This window comes from Proluteimonas luteida (assembly GCF_021191695.1).
Classification (GTDB): domain Bacteria; phylum Pseudomonadota; class Gammaproteobacteria; order Xanthomonadales; family Xanthomonadaceae; genus Luteimonas; species Luteimonas luteida.
The window spans coordinates 22,611-38,099 of the sequence record NZ_JAIWPT010000026.1; the positions used below are offsets into that span (position 1 = coordinate 22,611).

General features: G+C 69.5%; 12 protein-coding genes and 1 pseudogene. 9 read left to right on the forward strand and 4 right to left on the reverse strand.

The features are described 5' to 3' along the window. The first annotated feature begins 5 nt into the window (after positions 1 to 5). The 3 genes from LDO26_RS17005 (at position 6) to prpE (ending at position 4,964) form a co-directional block, all read left to right on the forward strand. Positions 6 to 992, forward strand: a complete 987-nt coding sequence (locus LDO26_RS17005) for a malate dehydrogenase (protein WP_232132285.1) — start codon at positions 6 to 8, stop codon at positions 990 to 992. Between the two features lie 205 nt (positions 993 to 1,197). Then, entirely contained in the window at positions 1,198 to 2,823 is a 1,626-nt protein-coding gene (locus tag LDO26_RS17010; protein ID WP_232132286.1) for an acyl-CoA synthetase, read from the forward strand. A gap of 242 nt (positions 2,824 to 3,065) precedes the next feature. Continuing rightward, positions 3,066 to 4,964: a propionate--CoA ligase gene (gene prpE / locus LDO26_RS17015; protein WP_232132287.1), complete on the forward strand. Its 1,899-nt coding sequence runs from the start codon at positions 3,066 to 3,068 to the stop codon at positions 4,962 to 4,964. A gap of 127 nt (positions 4,965 to 5,091) precedes the next feature. On the opposite strand, the gene LDO26_RS17020 is transcribed toward prpE, so the two are convergent. After that, positions 5,092 to 6,327 carry a citrate synthase family protein gene (locus LDO26_RS17020; RefSeq protein WP_232132288.1) on the reverse strand — a complete coding sequence of 412 codons (1,236 nt, stop codon included), beginning with the start codon at positions 6,325 to 6,327 and terminating at the stop codon, positions 5,092 to 5,094. A 118-nt stretch (positions 6,328 to 6,445) separates the two neighbouring features. Between LDO26_RS17020 and prpB the strand changes: the two genes are divergently transcribed. The 6 genes from prpB (at position 6,446) to LDO26_RS17050 (ending at position 13,813) form a co-directional block, all read left to right on the forward strand. Next, positions 6,446 to 7,348 carry a methylisocitrate lyase gene (gene prpB, locus LDO26_RS17025; RefSeq protein ID WP_232132289.1) on the forward strand — a complete coding sequence of 301 codons (903 nt, stop codon included), beginning with the start codon at positions 6,446 to 6,448 and terminating at the stop codon, positions 7,346 to 7,348. A gap of 129 nt (positions 7,349 to 7,477) precedes the next feature. Then, on the forward strand, positions 7,478 to 8,632 hold the full coding sequence (gene prpC, locus LDO26_RS17030) for a bifunctional 2-methylcitrate synthase/citrate synthase (protein WP_232132290.1): 1,155 nt from the start codon (positions 7,478 to 7,480) through the stop codon (positions 8,630 to 8,632). 133 nt (positions 8,633 to 8,765) lie between these two features. Then, on the forward strand, positions 8,766 to 11,375 hold the full coding sequence (gene acnD / locus LDO26_RS17035) for a Fe/S-dependent 2-methylisocitrate dehydratase AcnD (protein ID WP_232132291.1): 2,610 nt from the start codon (positions 8,766 to 8,768) through the stop codon (positions 11,373 to 11,375). A gap of 43 nt (positions 11,376 to 11,418) precedes the next feature. Beyond that, positions 11,419 to 11,883 (forward strand): SRPBCC family protein, encoded by a 465-nt coding sequence (locus LDO26_RS17040; RefSeq protein ID WP_232132292.1) that lies wholly within the window; start codon positions 11,419 to 11,421, stop codon positions 11,881 to 11,883. Positions 11,884 to 11,916: 33 nt separating this feature from the next. After that, positions 11,917 to 13,101 (forward strand): 2-methylaconitate cis-trans isomerase PrpF, encoded by a 1,185-nt coding sequence (gene prpF / locus LDO26_RS17045; protein ID WP_232132293.1) that lies wholly within the window; start codon positions 11,917 to 11,919, stop codon positions 13,099 to 13,101. Positions 13,102 to 13,303: 202 nt separating this feature from the next. Next, positions 13,304 to 13,813, forward strand: coding sequence for a hypothetical protein (locus tag LDO26_RS17050; protein ID WP_232132294.1), 510 nt, complete (start codon positions 13,304 to 13,306; stop codon positions 13,811 to 13,813). Between the two features lie 61 nt (positions 13,814 to 13,874). Here LDO26_RS17050 and LDO26_RS17055 read toward each other — a convergent pair whose 3' ends face one another. The 3 genes and pseudogenes from LDO26_RS17055 to LDO26_RS17065 all read right to left on the reverse strand — a co-directional run. Further along, entirely contained in the window at positions 13,875 to 14,486 is a 612-nt protein-coding gene (locus tag LDO26_RS17055; RefSeq protein WP_232132295.1) for a glutathione S-transferase family protein, read from the reverse strand. 120 nt (positions 14,487 to 14,606) lie between these two features. Next, positions 14,607 to 15,086: a cell wall hydrolase gene (locus LDO26_RS17060; RefSeq protein ID WP_232132296.1), complete on the reverse strand. Its 480-nt coding sequence runs from the start codon at positions 15,084 to 15,086 to the stop codon at positions 14,607 to 14,609. A 300-nt stretch (positions 15,087 to 15,386) separates the two neighbouring features. Next, positions 15,387 to 15,489: pseudogene (locus tag LDO26_RS17065) on the reverse strand (IS110 family transposase); the annotation flags it as partial.

Below are 15,489 nucleotides of genomic sequence, written 5' to 3' on the forward strand. Positions count from 1 at the left end.
TGATGATGAAGAAGCCCGTCCGTGTTGCCGTGACCGGTGCCGCCGGCCAGATCGGTTACGCCCTGCTGTTCCGGATCGCCTCCGGCGAGATGCTGGGCAAGGACCAGCCGGTGATCCTGCAGCTGCTGGAGCTGCCGATCGACAAGGCCCAGGCGGCGCTCAAGGGCGTCATCATGGAGCTGGAGGACTGCGCGTTCCCGCTGCTGGCCGGTGTCGTCGGCACCGACGACCCGGAAGTGGCGTTCAAGGACGCCGACATCGCCCTGCTGGTCGGCGCGCGTCCGCGCGGCCCGGGCATGGAGCGCAAGGACCTGCTGCTGGAGAACGCCAAGATCTTCACCGCCCAGGGCGCCGCGCTGAACAAGGTCGCCTCGCGTGACGTCAAGGTGCTGGTGGTCGGCAACCCGGCCAACACCAATGCCTACATCGCGATGAAGTCCGCGCCCGACCTGCCGGCGAAGAACTTCACCGCGATGCTGCGCCTCGACCACAACCGCGCGCTGAGCCAGCTGGCGACCAAGGCCGGCGTGCCGGTCGGCGACATCGAGGGCCTGATCGTCTGGGGCAACCACAGCCCGACGATGTATCCCGACTACCGTTTCGCGACCGCGGACGGCGTGAACCTGAAGGACAGGATCGACGACGCCGACTGGAACGCCAACACCTTCATCCCGCAGGTCGGCAAGCGCGGCGCGGCGATCATCGAGGCCCGCGGCCTGTCGTCGGCGGCCTCGGCCGCCAACGCCGCGATCGACCACATCCACGACTGGGTGCTGGGCTCGGGCGGCAAATGGGTGACGATGGGCGTGCCGTCGGACGGCAGCTACGGCATCCCGGAAGGCGTGATCTTCGGCTTCCCGGTGACCACCGAAAACGGCGAGTACACCCTGGTCAAGGATGTCCCGATCGACGACTTCAGCCAGAAGGCGATCGACAAGACCCTGGCCGAGCTCGAGGAAGAGCGCAGCGGCGTCGCCCATCTGTTGGGCTGATCGCAAGCGGTTGCATCAGGAAAACGCCGGGCCAGTCCCGGCGTTTTCCGTTGTGGTGGCCGAAATGGCGGTTGCGGCCGTGGTGGCCCGCCGTGGGGCCCTGGGGCTTGTGTTCGACCAACGTCCATGCCACCCGCGCCCGTGCAGACGGGATAATCGGCACCGACCGCCGGCGGCTGTCCTGCCGGCGCGGGAGGAGATCGTCATGTCGCTGCATGCCTACGAACAGCACCTGGACCGCAACCAGGCCAACTACACCGCGCTGTCGCCGCTGACCTTCCTGCGCAAGGCCGCGCAGGTGCACCCGGAACGGGTCGCGCTGATCCATGGCGAGCGCCGCCTGACCTGGTCGGACGTGTACGCCCGTTGCCGGCGCCTGGCCTCGGCGCTGCAGGCCTGGGGCATCGGCCGCGGCGACACGGTCGCGGCGATGCTGCCCAACACCCCGGCGATGATGGAACTGCACTACGGGCCGGCGATGCTCGGCGCGGTGCTCAACACCCTCAATACCCGGCTCGATGCCGAGACCCTGGCGTTCATGCTCGACCATGGTGAGGCGCGCGTACTGTTCACCGACCGCGAGTTCTCGCCGGTCATCGCCCGGGCGCTGGCGCTGTGCAAGTACCCGCCGCGGGTCGTCGACGTCGACGACGTGGAGGCGGTCGGCGGCGAGCTGATCGGCGAGATCGAGTACGAGGACTTCCTCGCCGGCGGCGCGCCGGATTTCGCGATGACGCTGCCCGCCGACGAGTGGGATGCGATCTCGCTGAACTACACCTCCGGTACCACCGGCGACCCCAAGGGCGTGGTCTACCACCACCGCGGCGCCTACCTCAATGCCGTTGCCAACATCATCGACTGGGGCATGCCGCCGCATCCGGTGTACCTGTGGATCCTGCCGATGTTCCACTGCAACGGCTGGTGTTTCCCGTGGACGATGGCCGCGGTGGCCGGCACCCAGGTCTGCCTGCGCAGGTTCGAGCCGCAGCGCGTGTTCGCGCTGATGCGCGCACATGGCGTGACCCACTTCTGCGGGGCGCCGATCGTGCACAGCGCGCTGGTCGCCGCGCCCGACGCATGGAAGGCCGGGGTCACCGGCGTGCACGCGCAGATCGCCGGCGCCGCGCCGCCGGCGGCGGTGCTCGAGGGCATGGAGCGGATGGGTTTCCACATCACCCACGTCTACGGCCTGACCGAGGTCTACGGCCCGGCCTCGCTGTGCCAGCCCAGGCCCGGCTGGTCCGAGTTGCCGGTGGCCGAACGCGCCGAGCTCAACGCGCGCCAGGGCGTGGCCTGCCTCCTGCAGGAGGACATGCAGGTGCTGGACCCGGCGACGCTGCAGCCGGTGCCGTGGGACGGCCAGGCGATCGGCGAGATCATGTTCCGCGGCAACATCACGATGAAGGGCTACCTGAAGAACCCGACCGCCACCGACCAGGCGTTCGAGGGCGGCTGGTTCCACACCGGCGACCTTGCGGTCGTGTATCCGGACGGTTACGTCAGGATCCGCGACCGCTCCAAGGACGTGATCATCTCCGGCGGCGAGAACATCTCCTCGATCGAGGTCGAGGACGCGCTGTGCCGGCATCCCGCGGTGATGGACGCGGCCGTGGTCGCGCGTCCGGACCGCAAGTGGGGCGAGACGCCGTGCGCGTTCGTGCAGCTCAAGGGCGAGGATGCGCCCGATGCGGACGCGCTGCTGGCGTACTGCCGCGAACACCTGGCCGGATTCAAGGTGCCGCGCGCATTCGTGTTTGGCGACCTGCCGCGCACCGCGACCGGCAAGGTGCAGAAGTTCGTGCTGCGCGAGCGCGCGCGAGAGCTGGAATAGTCACGGCAAGGGGCGCCGCTGGCGCCGGGCGTGCGTGCGCCCGGCGGCTGCAGTCGCGCAAGCGGGACCTCGGCGAAGGCGCGTGCGGCAATGCGGCATGGTTGATCGATACGATCAACCTGTCGCGGAAATCCCCGGATTTCCAAGGGTTTTCCGTCTTGCCGGCGCGGTTAAGACCAACGTCGTAACGCGCCGCCGCCGCCGCGGGTCTAGCCTCCGGACACTGTCAACGGGAGGCGACCATGGATTACGCGGAGTTCCATCGACGTTCGATCGAAGAGCCGGAGGCGTTCTGGGCCGAGCAGGCCAAGGCGATCCACTGGCACAAGCCGCCGACGTCGATCCTCGAATACGACAATCCGCCGTTCCGCAAGTGGTTCGTCGGCGGCGAGACTAACCTCTGCTACAACGCGGTCGACCGGCACGTCGCCGAGCGCGGCGACCAGCTCGCGCTGGTCGCGATCTCGACCGAGACCGACGAGACGCGCGAGATCACCTACCGCCAGCTCTACCGCGAGGTCAACGACTTCGCCGCCGTGCTCAAGTCGCTCGGCGTGGGCCGTGGCGACCGCGTGGTCATCTACATGCCCAACATGGCCGAGGCGGTGTTCGCGATGCTGGCCTGCGCGCGCATCGGCGCGGTGCACTCGGTGGTGTTCGGCGGCTTCGCCTCGCACAACCTCGCGCTGCGCATCGACGACGCACAGCCCAAGCTGCTGATCGCCGCCGATGCCGGCAGCCGCGGCGGCAAGGTGATCCCGTACAAGCCGCTGGTCGATGCCGCCTGCGCCCAGGCGCAGCACCCGCCCGCGCACGTGCTGGTCGTCAGCCGCGGGCTGGATCCGGACTACACCCGCGTCGAAGGCCGCGACGTCGACTACGCCACGCTGCGCGCCGAACATGCCGGCGAGGACGTGCCGGTCGAATGGCTGGAGAGCAACGAGCCCGCGTACCTGCTCTACACCTCCGGCACCACCGGCAAGCCCAAGGGGGTGCAGCGCGACGTTGGCGGCTACGCGGTCGCGATGGCGCTGTCGATGTGGGCGATCTACGACGTCAAGCCGGGGCAGGTGATGTTCTCCACGTCCGATGTCGGCTGGGCGGTCGGCCACTCGTATAACGTCTACGGGCCGCTGGTCGCCGGCGCCACGTCGATCCTCTACGAGGGCCTGCCGACCACGCCGGATGCCGGCATCTGGTGGAAGATCTGCGCCGACTACGGCGTGCGCACCATCTTCTCCTCGCCGACCGGCATCCGCGTGCTGAAGAAGCAGGACGCCTCGTTCCTGACCAGGTACGACCTGTCGAAGCTCGAGTACCTGTTCCTGGCCGGCGAGCCGCTGGACGAGCCGACCGCGCACTGGATCAACGAGGGCCTGGGCAAGACTGTCATCGACAACTACTGGCAGACCGAGACCGGCTGGCCGGTGCTGACGTTGATGCCGGGCGTGGAAATGAAGCCGGTCAAGTTCGGCTCGCCCGGCCTGCCGTCGCCGGGCTACGACCTGCGGGTTATCGACGAGGCCACCGGCGAGGAGGCCGCACCGGGGCAGAAGGGCGTGCTGGTGATCCAGCCGCCGCTGCCGCCGGGCTGCATGACCACGGTGTGGAACGACGACCAGCGGTTCCTGTCGAGCTATTTCTCGCACTTCAGCGAACTGCTCTACAGCTCGCTGGACTGGGCGATCCGCGACGAGGACGGCTACACCTTCATCCTCGGCCGCACCGACGACGTCATCAACGTCGCCGGCCATCGCCTCGGCACGCGTGAGATCGAGGAGTCGATCTCCAGTCATCCGGCGGTCGCCGAGGCCGCGGTGATCGGCGTCCACGACGAGCTCAAGGGCCAGGTGCCGGTGGTGTTCGCCACGCTCAAGCAGGCCGGGACGGCAGGCAGCCAGGGCGAGACCGCGAAGCAGATGCTGCAGACCGTCGCCGACCAGCTCGGCGCGGTCGCGCGACCGGCACGGGTCTACGTGGTCAATGCCTTGCCCAAGACCCGCTCGGGCAAGCTGCTGCGGCGTTCGCTGCAGGCGCTGGCGGAATCGCGCGATCCGGGCGACCTGTCGACGCTGGACGATCCCAACGCGCTCGACGAGGTCCGGCGGGTGCTGGAGCGTGGCGCCGACGCCGGGCAGTAGCGGGGTCGGGGGTCGACACGGGCCGCGGGCGACGCGGTGGCGGGTCGAGACCCGCCCCGCGGCGTCCGCCGGGCTGGATCGCCATGCGCCGAGCGGGTTCCGGCCCGCGGCTCCACGGCTTCCTTCGTCATTGCGGCGCCTCCGCCTCCGCGGGTTCGACGCCGCTGTAATGCGCGCGCGGCCGGATCAACCGGCCCAGCGCCTGCTGCTCCAGCGCATGCGCCAGCCAGCCGGCCAGCCGGCCGGCGGCGAACATCACCAGCGCCGGTGCCGCCGGCAGCCCGTGGACGAAGCAGATCGCCGCGAGCATGCCGTCGATGTTCGGCGGCTGTCCGCTGGTGTCCTGCGCCGCCGCGATCACCGCTTCGACATGGCGCATCTCCGGCGTGCCGTCGCGCCGTTCGCGCAGCATCGCCAGCACTTCCGCCGCGCGCGGGTCGCCATCGGGATACAACACGTGGTGGAAGCCGGGCAGGTCGTCGCCGCGCTGCCAGCGCTCGGCGATGAAGGCGGTAGGCGAGGGCGCGTCGAGCGCGTCGCGCAGCAGCGCGTAGGCGCGCGCGGTGGCGCCGCCGTGGCGCGGGCCCGACAGTGCGGCCAGGCCCGCGCAGACCGTCGCGTGCAGGTGCGCGCCGGTCGAGGCGACCACGCGCGCGGCGAACGCGGAGACGTTGAGTTCATGGTCGGCGCACAGCACCAGCGCGGCGCGCACCAGTTCGGCGAAGTTGTCGTCGCCCGGGCGCCAGCTGTCGGCCAGCAGCCGGTGCACCGGGCGTGCATCCGGCGTGCCGGCGACCAGCAGCGCGGCATTTTGGCGCAGCAGGGCCGCGGCGATCTCGCGGCGTGTCGGCAACGCCGAGGACAGCGAGTGGCGCTGGTCCAGCGCCAGCAGCGGGATCGACGCCATTGCGCGTTCCAGCGGCGGCAGCGTTGCATCGGTGGCGATCGGCGCGACCCGGGCCGGCCAGTCGGCGGGTGTGGCGTCGAACGGGTCCTGTTCGCCGCAGTCCCACAGCAGCCGTGCCGCATCCTCGAGGCTGGCGCCGGCGCGCACCATCCGCGCCGCCGACCGGCCGCGGTAGTAGGGGCTGTCGGGGCGGATCAGCGAGATCCGCGTCTCCATCACCGGCAGGCCGCGGTCCAGGCTCTGCGCGGCGCCACGCTCGGCCCCGCGTCCGGCACGCTTGCGCTGCGCCAGGCGCTCCACGTCCTGGCGCAGGTAGACGCGGCTGCGGTGGTCGGCGCCGGGGCGCGATGCCAGCAGGCCGCGGCTGACGTAGGCGTAGAGCGTCGACGGGCTGATGCCGAGCAGGGCGCAGGCCTCGCTGGCGGGGAGCAGGTCGGTGTCGGCGGCGGTCGGCATCTGAAAAATGTTGATTTATTCGATCAAGATTGATCAACCAGTCGGATGGTGCCAGATTACCGGCCATCGCGGAACACCGCACGGCACGTGCCGTCGCCGCACGCACCAGGAGCACAGCATGAGCACCCCGTCCACCGGCCTCCCCGCTTCCGCGGGCGCGAGGTTCCGCGCCGCCCTTGCCGCCGAATCGCCGCTGCAGGTGATCGGTGCGATCAATGCCAACCACGCGCTGCTGGCCAGGCGCGCCGGCTTCCAGGCGATCTATCTCTCCGGCGGCGGTGTCGCCGCGGGCTCGCTGGGCCTGCCGGACCTCGGCATCAACACGCTCGAGGACGTGCTCATCGACGTGCGCCGCATCACCGACGTCTGCGACCTGCCGCTGCTGGTCGACATCGACACCGGCTTCGGCCCGAGCGCGTTCAACATCGAGCGCACGGTCAAGTCGCTGATCAAGGCCGGCGCCGCGGCCTGCCACATCGAGGACCAGGTCGGCGCCAAGCGCTGCGGGCATCGCCCGGGCAAGGAGATCGTGTCGCAGGGCGAGATGGTCGACCGGGTCAAGGCCGCCGCGGACGCGAAGACCGACCCGGACTTCTTCCTGATCGCGCGCACCGACGCGATCCAGGTCGACGGCGTGGACGCCGCGATCGAACGCGCGATCGCCTGCGTCGAGGCCGGTGCCGACGGCATCTTCGCCGAGGCCGCCTACGACCTCGACACCTACCGCCGCTTCGTCGACGCGGTGAAGGCGCCGGTGCTGGCCAACATCACCGAGTTCGGCGCCACGCCGCTGTTCACCCGCGACGAACTGGCCTCGGCCGGTGTGGCGATCCAGCTGTTCCCGCTGTCGGCGTTCCGCGCCGCGAACAAGGCCGCCGAGTCCGTGTACACCGCGGTGCGCCGCGATGGTTCGCAGCAGGCCGTCGTCGATACCATGCAGACCCGCGAGGAACTCTACGACCGCATCGGCTATCACGCGTTCGAACAGCGGCTGGATGCGCTGTTCGCTTCGAAGAAATGATCCTTTGCCACGGATTTGCGCGGATGGACGCGGATCGGGCACGAACGAATTCAAGAACGAATTGATGCTCTTAATCCGTGTTGGTCCGCGTCGATCCGCGGCCAACACGCTTCCGAACGGAGATACGAAATGAGCGAGACCACCGCACCGGCGTTCAAGCCGAAGAAGTCCGTCGCCCTGAGCGGCACCGCCGCCGGCAACACCGCGCTGTGCACCGTCGGCCGCAGCGGCAACGACCTGCACTACCGCGGCTACGACATCCTCGACCTGGCGCGCACCAGCGAATTCGAGGAGATCGCCTACCTGCTGGTCCACGGCAAGCTGCCCACCGAGGCCGAACTGCGCGGCTACAAGGCCAAGCTGAAGTCGCTGCGCGGCATCCCGGCCGCGGTCAAGGCCGCGCTGGAGGAACTGCCGGCCTCGAGCCACCCGATGGACGTCATGCGCACCGGCGTATCGGTGCTCGGCTGCGTGCAGCCGGAGAAGGACGACCACAACCATCCGGGCGCGCGCGACATCGCCGACAAGCTGATGGCCTCGCTGGGGTCGATGCTGCTGTACTGGTACCACTGGAGCCACAACGGCCGCGCCATCGACGTGGAGACCGACGACGACTCGATCGGCGGCCACTTCCTGCACCTGCTGCATGGGGTTCCGCCCAGCGAGTCCTGGGTCAAGGCGATGCATACCTCGCTGATCCTTTACGCCGAGCACGAGTTCAACGCCTCCACCTTCACCTGCCGTGTCATCGCCGGCACCGGCAGCGACATGTACTCGGCCATCGCCGGCGGCATCGGCGCGTTGCGCGGGCCCAAGCACGGCGGCGCCAACGAGGTCGCGTTCGAGGTGCAGAAGCGCTACGACTCGCCGGACGAGGCCGAGGCCGACATCCGCGAGCGCGTCGAGAAGAAGGAAGTGATCATCGGTTTCGGCCATCCGGTCTACACCGTCAGCGACCCGCGCAACGAGGTCATCAAGACCGTCGCGCGCGAACTGTCGGACGAGCAGGGCAGCCGCAAGATGTACGACATCGCCGAGCGCCTGGAATCGACGATGTGGGACATCAAGAAGATGTTCCCCAACCTCGACTGGTTCAGCGCGGTCAGCTACCACATGATGGGCGTGCCGACGGCGATGTTCACCCCGCTGTTCGTCATCGCCCGAACCGCGGGCTGGAGCGCGCACGTCATCGAGCAGCGCATCGACGGCAAGATCATTCGCCCGAGCGCGAATTACACCGGTCCCGAGGACCAGGCGTTCGTGCCGCTTGCCGAGCGGAAGTGACGTTGAGTGAACCCCTCTCCCGCGTGCGGGAGAGGGGCAGGGGGGAGGGCGCCTTTCGCATCGTCCCAACAGCGCCCTCATCCGCCGCACGCGGGAGAAGGGCAGCGCATATCAATCCCGGATTACGCCCGCCATGAACAGCCAGCACCGCAAATCCCTTCCCGGCACCTCGCTCGACTGGTTCGACGCGCGCGAGGCCGTCGATGCGATCAGACCCGGCGCCTACGCCACGTTGCCCTACACCTCGCGCGTGTTCGCCGAGAACCTCGTGCGGCGCTGCGATCCGGCGACGTTGACCGCGTCGCTGACCCAGCTGATCGAGCGTCGCCGTGATCTCGACTTCCCGTGGTTCCCGGCGCGCGTGGTCTGCCACGACATCCTCGGCCAGACCGCGCTGGTGGACCTGGCCGGCCTGCGCGACGCGATCGCCGACAAGGGCGGCGATCCGGCGCAGGTCAATCCGGTGGTACCGGTGCAGCTGATCGTCGACCACTCGCTGGCGGTCGAATGCGGCGGCTTCGAGCCGGACGCGTTCGCCAGGAACCGGGCGATCGAGGACCGCCGCAACGCCGACCGGTTCCACTTCATCGACTGGACCAAGCGCGCGTTCAAGAACGTCGACGTGATCCCGCCGGGCAACGGGATCATGCACCAGATCAACCTGGAGAAGATGTCGCCGGTGATCGGCACACAGGACGGCGTCGCGTTTCCCGACACCTGCGTCGGTACCGACAGCCACACCCCGCATGTCGATGCGCTGGGGGTGATCGCGGTCGGCGTCGGCGGGCTGGAGGCGGAGAACGTCATGCTCGGCCGCGCGTCGTGGATGCGCCTGCCCGACATCGTCGGCGTCGAGCTGACCGGCCGTCCGCAGCCTGGCATCACCGCGACCGACGTGGTGCTGGCGTTGACCGAGTTCCTGCGCCGGGAGAAGGTGGTCGGCGCCTACCTGGAGTTCTTCGGCGAGGGCGCCGACGCGCTGACCATCGGCGACCGCGCGACGATCTCCAACATGTGCCCGGAGTACGGCGCGACCGCGGCGATGTTCTACATCGACCAGCAGACCCTCGACTACCTGCGCCTGACCGGGCGCGAGGACGACCAGATCCAGCTGGTCGAGACCTACGCCAAGGCCGCCGGCCTGTGGTCGGATGCGCTCGGGACCGCCGAGTACGAGCGCGTGCTGAGGTTCGACCTGTCGGACGTGGTGCGCAACATGGCCGGCCCGTCGAATCCGCACCGCCGGTTGCCGACCAGCGCGTTGCACGAGCGCGGCATCGCCGTCGACCTGGACAAGGCCCAGGCGCAGGAAGCCGAGGGCCTGATGCCCGACGGCGCGGTGATCATCGCCGCGATCACCAGCTGCACCAATACCTCCAACCCGCGCAACGTCATCGCCGCCGGCCTGCTGGCGCGCAACGCCAACCGCGCCGGGCTTGTGCGCAAGCCGTGGGTGAAGACCTCGCTGGCGCCGGGTTCCAAGGCCGTGCAGCTGTATCTGGAGGAGGCGGGACTGCTGCCCGAACTCGAGCAGCTGGGTTTCGGCATCGTCGCGTTCGCCTGCACCACCTGCAACGGCATGAGCGGCGCGCTGGACCCGGCGATCCAGCAGGAGATCATCGACCGGGACCTCTACGCCACCGCGGTGCTGTCGGGCAATCGCAACTTCGACGGCCGCATCCATCCCTACGCCAAGCAGGCGTTCCTGGCCTCGCCGCCGCTGGTCGTCGCCTACGCGATCGCCGGCACCGTGCGCTTCGACATCGAGAAGGACGTGCTGGGTCTGGATGCCGACGGCAACCCGGTCACGCTCAAGGACATCTGGCCGTCCGACGAGGAGATCGACGCGGTGGTCCGCGCCAGCGTCAAGCCCGAGCAGTTCCGCAGCGTCTACGGGCCGATGTTCACGCTGGCGGTCGACGATGGCACGCGCGTCGACCCGCTGTACGACTGGCGCCCGAAGAGCACCTACATCCGCCGTCCGCCGTACTGGGAAGGCGCACTGGCCGGCGCGCGCACGCTGACCGGCATGCGCCCGCTGGCGGTGCTGCCGGACAACATCACCACCGACCACCTGTCGCCGTCGAACGCGATCCTGGCCAGCAGCGCCGCCGGCGAATACCTGGCCAGGATGGGCCTGCCCGAGGAGGACTTCAATTCCTACGCCACCCACCGCGGCGACCACCTCACCGCGCAGCGCGCCACCTTCGCCAACCCGAAGCTCGTCAACGAGATGGCTGTCGTGGATGGCGAGGTCAGGCAGGGCTCGCTGGCCCGCATCGAGCCGGAAGGCGAGGTCGTGCGCATGTGGGAGGCGATCGAGACCTACATGGCGCGCAAGCAGCCGCTGATCATCATCGCCGGCGCCGACTACGGCCAGGGCAGCTCGCGCGACTGGGCCGCCAAGGGCGTGCGCCTGGCCGGCGTGGAGGCGATCGTCGCCGAGGGCTTCGAGCGCATCCACCGCACCAACCTGATCGGCATGGGCGTACTGCCGTTGCAGTTCCCGATGGAGATCAACCGCAGGACGCTGGGCATCGACGGTACCGAAACCTTCGATGTGGTCGGCGAGCGCACGCCCGGTGCGATGCTGACCCTGGTCATCCGCAAACGCAACGGTGAGGTGATCGAAACCCCGGTGCTGTGCCGCCTGGATTCGGACGAGGAGGTCAGCATCTACGAGGCCGGTGGCGTGCTGCAGCGTTTCGCGCAGGATTTCCTCGAGTCGTCGAAAGCGGCCTGAGTCGTTCGTCGTATCGGTACACCCCGGCCACAGGAGACCGATCATGTCCGACCACGACCCAGGCACCGTCCGGCTGTACCGCGTGCTGCGCGCGCCCGCCGAACGGGTCTACCGCGCCTTCCTCGACCCGGACGCCATGGTGAAGTGGCTGCCGCCCCACGGCTTCACCGGTAAGGTCCATCACATGGATGCGCGCGTGGGCGGCGGCTACCGCATGTCGTTCACCAACTTCGGCACCGGCTCCAGCCACGCCTTCGGCGGCACCTACGTCGAACTGGTGCCCGATGCACTGATCCGCTACACCGACCGGTTCGAGAATCCGGACCTGCGCGGCGAGATGCAGGTCACGGTGACGTTCGGGCGAAGCATCGCCGGCACCGCGCTGGAGATCGTGCAGGAAGGCATTCCCGCGGCGATCCCGGTGGACTTCTGCCGACTCGGCTGGCAGGAGTCGCTGGCGATGCTGGCACAGTTGGTGGAACCTGATATCCCCGACGACGGCGCTTGAGCCGCCGTCCCGCACGCACTGGAAACCACACGCATGACGCACGCTCCGCAGCTCCGCATCCCCGCCACCTATATGCGCGGCGGCACGTCCAAGGGCGTGTTCTTCCGTCTCGACGACCTGCCCGAATCCGCGCGCGTGCCCGGTCAGGCGCGCGACGCGCTGCTGATGCGCGTGATCGGCTCGCCCGATCCCTACGGCAAGCACACCGACGGCATGGGCGGCGCGACCTCGAGCACCAGCAAGTGCGTGATCCTGTCGAAGTCGTCGGTGCCCGGCCACGACGTCGACTACCTCTACGGCCAGGTCGCCATCGACACGGCCTTCGTCGACTGGAGCGGCAACTGCGGCAACCTGTCGGCGGCGGTCGGTCCGTTCGCGATCGCCAACGGCCTGGTCGATCCGGCGCGGGTGCCGCGCGACGGCATCTGCACCGTGCGCATCTGGCAGGCCAACATCGGCAAGACCATCGTCGCGCATGTGCCGGTGACCGCTGGCGAGGTCCAGGAAACCGGCGATTTCGAACTCGACGGGGTGCCGTTTCCGGCGGCGGAGATCGTGCTGGAGTTCGTCGATCCGGCCGACGAGGGCGAGGACGGCGGCGCGATGTTCCCGACCGGCAACCTCGTCGACGCGCTGGAGGTGCCGGGCGTCGGCACGTTGCAGGCGACGCTGATCAACGCCGGCATCCCGACGGTCTTCGTCAATGCCGCCGACATCGGCTATGCCGGCACCGAACTGCAGCCGGCGATCAACGAGGACCCGGCCGCGCTTGCCCGCTTCGAGGCGATCCGCGCGCATGGCGCGTTGCGCATGGGCCTGATTGAACGCATCGAGGATGCCGGCAGGCGCCAGCACACGCCGAAGGTGGCCTTCGTGTCGCCGGCGGCCGGCTATGCCGCGTCGAGCGGCAGGGCGATCGGCACCGGCGACATCGACCTCAACGTGCGCGCGCTGTCGATGGGCAAGCTGCACCACGCGATGATGGGCACCGCGGCCGTTGCCATCGGCACCGCCGCCGCGATCCCCGGCACGCTGGTCAACGCGGCCGCCGGCGGTGGCGAGCGGACCTCGGTCCGCTTCGGCCACCCTTCCGGCACCTTGCGGGTCGGCGCCGAGGCGGCGCTGGTCGATGGCCAGTGGCGGGTCGCCAAGGCGATCATGAGCCGCAGCGCCCGCGTGCTGATGGAGGGCGCGGTGCGGGTGCCGCCCGCGAGCTGATCTCCCCGGCGCCTCCAGGCCGCGGACGCGGGGGACCGTGACTGCGGTCACGCTGCGCCGCACCGTTGTCGCCGGGGCGCCTGCCTGTGGTAGAACGGCAGCGCGAGGACATGCGCGCGTGGCCGGCCGCGGGGGCGACCGGTCGAATGCTGCCGGCACCCGGCAGCAGGACGCGATGCATCCGCACCCTGGGGAGGGAGAGATGCGAGATCGGGATATCTATGCCAAGACCGTGGCCGGACGCGACGAGATCGCGACGCGTGCACGCAAGTTGCCGAGCACGTTGCGTGCCTTGCTGCTGGTCGTCGACGGCCAGCGCGATGCGGCGGAACTCCTCCGCCTCGGCGCCGGCCTGCACGCACCCGACGACGGCCTGGCGCAGTTGCGCGACAAGGGGCTGATCGCGCTGCGCGACGAGGTCGCGGCGGCGGGCGGCAGCGGCGATGCCGCACCCGCGGACGCCGCCGCCATCGCGCCCAGCGAGCGCTTCCGCACGATGAGCGCGCTGATGTCCGAGGCGGTCAAGGCGCACCTCGGCCTGCGTGGTTTCATGATGCAGCTGAAGATCGAGCGCTGCGGCAATGCCGAGGAACTGGCCGTGCTGCTGCCCGAACTGCGCGCGGCGCTGGCGAAATCGCGCGGCGACGCCGTGGCCGGTGCCTGGCTGGCGGCGGTGCAGGCGAGCGCCGGCGCGGAGCCAGTACCCGGCTGAGGGACGCGACGCGGTACGACGTGCGGCGGCGTTTGGCCCGGCGCGCTCGCGTCGTGGCCGGTTACAGTATGCCCTCGGCTTCCAGCGCGGCCTGCACGCCGGGGTCGGCAAGCATGCGGGCGTCGAAGGTATGCAGGTTGTCGAGGCCGCCGAGATCCAGGCGCAGTTTCTTCGCCCACTGCAGCACGACGAACAGGTAGGGGTCTGCGATCGAGCGCGTGCCCACCAGCCAGTCGCGCCCGGCCAGCTGCGCGTCGAGACGTTCGAACATGCCGCGCAGGCGCTTCATCGCCTGCTTGCGTGTGCGATCGATGGCATCGGCATCCTCGAGATACTTGGTGGTGCCGAACAAGGGGTGGAACGTGGGGTGCACGTCGGCGTTGAGGAAGGCCAGCCAGCGGTTGACCTCGGCGCGGCCGCGCGGCGTGCCGTCGCCGCCAAGGCCGGCGTCCGGGAACGTATCGGCCAGGTAGTTGAGGATCGCCGCGTTCTGGGTCAGCACCCAGTCGCCATCGACCAGCACCGGCACCGCGCCTGCGGGATTGAGCGCGAGGAAATCGGGCTGCTTGATGTCGGTGCCGTCGACGATGGTGGCGGTGAAGGGCACGCCGATCCACTGCAGCGCGATGTGGTCGGCCAGCGAACAGGCGCCGGGCTTGGTGTAGAGCTTCATCGGGAACTCCGCGGCAAAGGGCCGCCACTATGCGGCAGGTCCGGGAAACGGCAAAACCCGCCGGCTGGCGGGTTTCGTCGGTTGGCGGGGCCCGGGTGGAATGCGCCCGGGAGTCCGGCCTCAGCCGCGGTCGCTGGCCGCGGCCTGCGCCGGCGGGCGCAGCGACTGCACGCGCAGGAAGGTGTGGTCGCCGATCGTCGCCACCTGGTAGGCGTTGCGCCAGCTCGGCGCGGCGATCGCGTGGGCCATGAAGTGGCTGGCGCCCGGCACGATCTCGCGCCGCTTGTGCGGCGGCAGTGCCCAGTTGCGTTCCGATTCCAGTGCCACGCTGACGGCCTGCGCCCAAGCGCTGCTGTTGGCCAGGCGGGTGTTCGGCGACAGGATCGTCGGCGCGAACTGCTTGCGTGCGGTCACCACCTCGCACATCGACTCGCCCCACAGGCCGCTTTCCTGGCGGCGCAGCGCGACTTCCGCCACCGCCGCCTGGCCGCGTGCGGACTGGTCGCGGGCTTCCAGGTAGACCGTCGTGCTCAGGCACAGCGAGTCCGCGGCCGGGGCCGGCAATACCGAGGCCAGCCACATGATCCATTCCAGTTTCATCGAAACTCCTTGCTCCGTTGCGCCGGACCGCACGTCCTCGCCCCGGATTAGGGAACGCGAACCGCGACGGAAACCGACATGGCGTACTGGGGAGGGCGGCGACTCTATGGCGCGCTTATCGCCCGGGCACCGGGAGCCGCCAGAAGGGCGGTCGGGGCCGGTGTCCTGCCAAGGGGCGGCAGGACGAAGTGCGGGCACGGTAGCCGCGCATTTCCGAATCGAACATGAATGCGCGGCACTGGCGGAATGCGGCGATCTGTGGCTGGCGGGCGGTCCGCGTAGATACCGTCTTGCGGCGGCCTATGCAATGGCGTGCTGGGGATCGAATGGCTTGCCCGAACGCAGGACGCCCCAGACCAGGTGGAGGAGCTTGCGCATGACGGCGCAGACGATGACCTTGCCG

What these genes read in the sequence shown, in the direction of transcription:
- LDO26_RS17005 (WP_232132285.1), top strand. Translation starts at nt 6, where the DNA reads ATGAAGAAGCCCGTCCGTGTTGCCGTGACCGGTGCCGCCGGCCAGATC.
- prpC (WP_232132290.1), top strand. Translation starts at nt 7,478, where the DNA reads ATGAGCGAGACCACCGCACCGGCGTTCAAGCCGAAGAAGTCCGTCGCC.
- LDO26_RS17060 (WP_232132296.1), bottom strand. Translation starts at nt 15,086, where the DNA reads ATGAAACTGGAATGGATCATGTGGCTGGCCTCGGTATTGCCGGCCCCG.
- LDO26_RS17050 (WP_232132294.1), top strand. Translation starts at nt 13,304, where the DNA reads ATGCGAGATCGGGATATCTATGCCAAGACCGTGGCCGGACGCGACGAG.
- LDO26_RS17010 (WP_232132286.1), top strand. Translation starts at nt 1,198, where the DNA reads ATGTCGCTGCATGCCTACGAACAGCACCTGGACCGCAACCAGGCCAAC.
- LDO26_RS17020 (WP_232132288.1), bottom strand. Translation starts at nt 6,327, where the DNA reads ATGCCGACCGCCGCCGACACCGACCTGCTCCCCGCCAGCGAGGCCTGC.
- LDO26_RS17055 (WP_232132295.1), bottom strand. Translation starts at nt 14,486, where the DNA reads ATGAAGCTCTACACCAAGCCCGGCGCCTGTTCGCTGGCCGACCACATC.
- prpF (WP_232132293.1), top strand. Translation starts at nt 11,917, where the DNA reads ATGACGCACGCTCCGCAGCTCCGCATCCCCGCCACCTATATGCGCGGC.
- acnD (WP_232132291.1), top strand. Translation starts at nt 8,766, where the DNA reads ATGAACAGCCAGCACCGCAAATCCCTTCCCGGCACCTCGCTCGACTGG.
- prpB (WP_232132289.1), top strand. Translation starts at nt 6,446, where the DNA reads ATGAGCACCCCGTCCACCGGCCTCCCCGCTTCCGCGGGCGCGAGGTTC.
- prpE (WP_232132287.1), top strand. Translation starts at nt 3,066, where the DNA reads ATGGATTACGCGGAGTTCCATCGACGTTCGATCGAAGAGCCGGAGGCG.
- LDO26_RS17040 (WP_232132292.1), top strand. Translation starts at nt 11,419, where the DNA reads ATGTCCGACCACGACCCAGGCACCGTCCGGCTGTACCGCGTGCTGCGC.